Source organism: Arthrobacter silviterrae (assembly GCF_011045165.1).
Lineage (GTDB): Bacteria > Actinomycetota > Actinomycetes > Actinomycetales > Micrococcaceae > Specibacter > Specibacter silviterrae.
In genome coordinates this window covers 1-3,223 of sequence record NZ_JAAKZI010000070.1, presented here as the reverse complement: position 1 = coordinate 3,223, position 3,223 = coordinate 1, and the positions used below count along the sequence as shown (strand labels likewise).

Annotated in this window: 2 pseudogenes; one reads left to right on the top strand and one right to left on the bottom strand. The window is 62.3% G+C overall.

Going from position 1 to position 3,223, the window contains the following annotated elements:
- Positions 1–102 precede the first annotated feature (102 nt).
- Positions 103–315: pseudogene (locus tag G6N77_RS19380) on the bottom strand (IS5/IS1182 family transposase); the annotation flags it as partial.
- A gap of 831 nt (positions 316–1,146) precedes the next feature.
- On the opposite strand from G6N77_RS19380, the pseudogene G6N77_RS19375 reads away from it, so the two are divergent.
- Positions 1,147–2,534, top strand: a pseudogene (locus G6N77_RS19375) (transposase).
- Positions 2,535–3,223: the final 689 nt, after the last annotated feature.

Here is a 3,223-nt window from a genome sequence, read left to right as displayed (position 1 = left end):
AACTCCCCGGCGCAACACGCCGGACGGTCCCATGACTGGCTAAACAGGTGGTCCCATGAAGGTGGCAAAAAACGGGCTACAGCGGTCCCATCCTCCTGGCAGGCGACACCGGATCGTGGTGGCCGAGCATCCGGTGTCGCTGATCTTCTCGTAGGAGGCTCCCAGGACGAGGACCTGGATGAGTTTGTCGAAGACCACGCGGTTGGTGATTCGTGGCCGGTGGCAGCCCAGCGGGTGGTGGTTCGCCACCGGTGGGATCAGTGCCTCGAATTGGCACCAGAGTGGTTCGATGAGGAATGATGGAAGGGCAGGCACGATTCTCCTGGTCAAACGTTTTCTTGGTCGAAAACATGTTTAACAGGGGTCGTGCCTGCCTTGCTTCTTAATGACGCTTAATTACGCTGACGTGCGGCTTATGGGTGCCGGCCCGGACGCCTATTGGCGGATTTTCTAAGCCATTATTTCCTGGTTGCAAGGGAGCACCCTTTCGATGCTTAAGAATACCGGTGTTAGCGGCCAGCAGAACCTGCCCACTGGTGGCCAACAGGATTTCGATCATTTTGGGCTCAATGGCCACTTTCGGTGCCCGCCGGTGGCCACGCCTTTCGGTCTGAATCCAGTGCGGGTTTCCTTCCACGCGCCACTCATGCCGGCGCTGATGAACCGGAGGCCGGCGGCGCACCCAGAAGCGCCCTACACGGCTGTGTCAAGACCGGTGCGGACGCGGACGTCAGCGACAAAGGACGGCCACTAATTCGCTTTGGCCCGCGACGCCAATGCTATTCCAACGCTCCCATCGCCTTGCGGGATGGAGCAGCCTCTCCGATGGCTGCGACCGGCTGTGCACGGCATAGCGGGGCTCAGGGGCGCGAGGCGGCCACATAGACCAGTGAAATCAAACAGCTCTCCGATACTCATTCCGTGGCCAGAACGCTCAACGGCGGCCTCACCACGAGCCTCTCACCAGCCGTCGGCGGACGATGGCCATGATGCACCCACGCTGGCCGCCAATCCGCCCCGGCCGATGAGTGACGGGCCCTCAACGGCGAAACTCATCGTCAGCCTGGCGTCCCCATTTTGGCGCGACGGGGTGGGCAGAAATTCAGCAACATTCAGGCCCGGACCGTGCCCACTGGCGGCCACCACATGGCCACACGGACTGGCCGCCAGTGGGCAGGTTCTGCTGGCCGCCAACATACCGGAGTTTTCCCCTCACCTTTGGTCGCCACGACGGGCCAGTCGCTGGTCTCGCATGCCGGGTTGAACGTGCTCACCTCGTTCGTTGATGTGCTGGATTTCCGTGAGTTGTGTGAGGAACGTTTGGGTCAGTTCGTCCCGTCCGGTGCCATGTACCGGCCGGGCACGATTCTGGGCTCGTTGGCGCTGATGCTCGCTGCCGGCGGTGAGCACGTCAGCGACCTGGACATCCTGCGCGCCAGCCCCGGAGTGTTTGGCAAGGTCGCCTCGAACGCTACGATCTCACGCTTTTTCGAACGTACCGTGGCCAATCCCGACCTTTTCGATTACTGCTTTGCCACGATGACCCGGGAGTTGCGGTCGCGCGTGTGGGCGGCTGCCGGGGACCGGAACCCCGCCCTCCGGGCCACGGCCTTGGACCCGCTCATCCTGGAACTGGATGCCACCCTCGTAACCTCGCATAGTACAAGGAACAAGCGGTCGGCACGTACAAGGGCGGGTACGGATTCGCCCCTTTCGTTGCCAGCATTGACTACGGGACCGGGCGCGGGACCGGGGAGATCCTGGCCGTGGTCATGCGGCCGGGCAATTCCGGCGCGAACAGTGCCGATGACCACATCAAGATCTTTGCCGCCGCGGTTGCCCACTCCCCGACGACTTCTACGACCAAGACGGGACACTCATCGGGGAGAAGATCCTGGTGCGCACCGACAGTGCCGGCGCCTCCAGGAAATTCCTGAACCACCTGGCGGTCTTGGAGGTGCAGTTCAGTGTTTCCTACCCGGTCCCGGTCGCCAAGGCCCGCATGGTGGGCTGGATCAGCAACAAACAGTACTGGGAACCTGCCCTTGATGCGGCTGGCGACGAACGTGAAAACGCATGGGTCGTGAACGCCACCGAGGTCATGGGACTCGCGGACTACCCGGAGTGCACGAACCTGTTCCTGCGGGCCGAACCGCTCCACCCTGGATGCCCGGCACAGGGGCCGGGGCAGGTGTGAGAACCGGATCAAAACACTGAAGAACTCGCCCCTCGGCAAGCTGCCCTTCTACGATTTCAAGGCTAACCAGGCCTGGGCAAATATTGCGGCCCTGGCCATGAACCTGCTTTCCTGGCTGCAACTGGCAGCACTGCCCACCGGCCACACCGCCAAGAGGTGGGACGTGAAACGGTGGCGGTACAGGCTCTTCGCGACCGCAGGGAAACTCATCACCTGTGCCCGCAAGACGTGGCTGCTCATCCCCAAACACGCGCCGGAGGCCGGCACTACCACCACGATCCTGGCCGCCATTTCCGAGCTCAAGCAGCGCCGACGAAAACTGCCGCTGCTGGCCTGAAACAGGACCTGGCCAGCACCTTCAACCCCCTGAACGAGCACAACGGAGGCGTGGAATCCGACGCCCACCCAGCGACCACGGGCCCAACGTTCATGCCCGAAACCGGAAAACCGGCCCGGAAGGGAAACAAATTCCGACCGGGCCGGCAACCCGAGCATCATGAAAAATCCGGGCTAGACATAAGTTCAGACGGCTGGTAATCAAGACACCGATTTGGTGGCCGTTCATCACCTGCCCGACCGCGCCAATTCAGTTTGGCTCAAGAAAGTGACGGGCATGGACTGCATAAAGCGCGTGGGAGACGGATCCCGGCCCGGCCTGATTGGGCCGCTTCTTGATCCCCGTCCCACCACCGATCAACGGTGGCAGACGGAGAATTGCTTCTCCGTCTGCCACCAAGCATGACGACTGCTCGACATCGTCGTGCCCGACAACCACAATTTAGTGCAAACATCCTCGCGCCAGAACTTTCGGCTCACCCAAGGCACTACTTGCCGAGTCAAGGCGAGGGATATGGCTGGACACGCTGTTCCGGGGCTCAAGGGGCGCAAACTGACACCCGATCAGCCCAGGCACTGACCGCTGCCAGTCAGCCCACGCTCACAGCTCGAGGGGCGCCGCCGGACACACAGACCGCCGTGCAGGCAGTGGGCTGTCACTGCAGGATGAGCACGTCCAGTGTCCGGGGG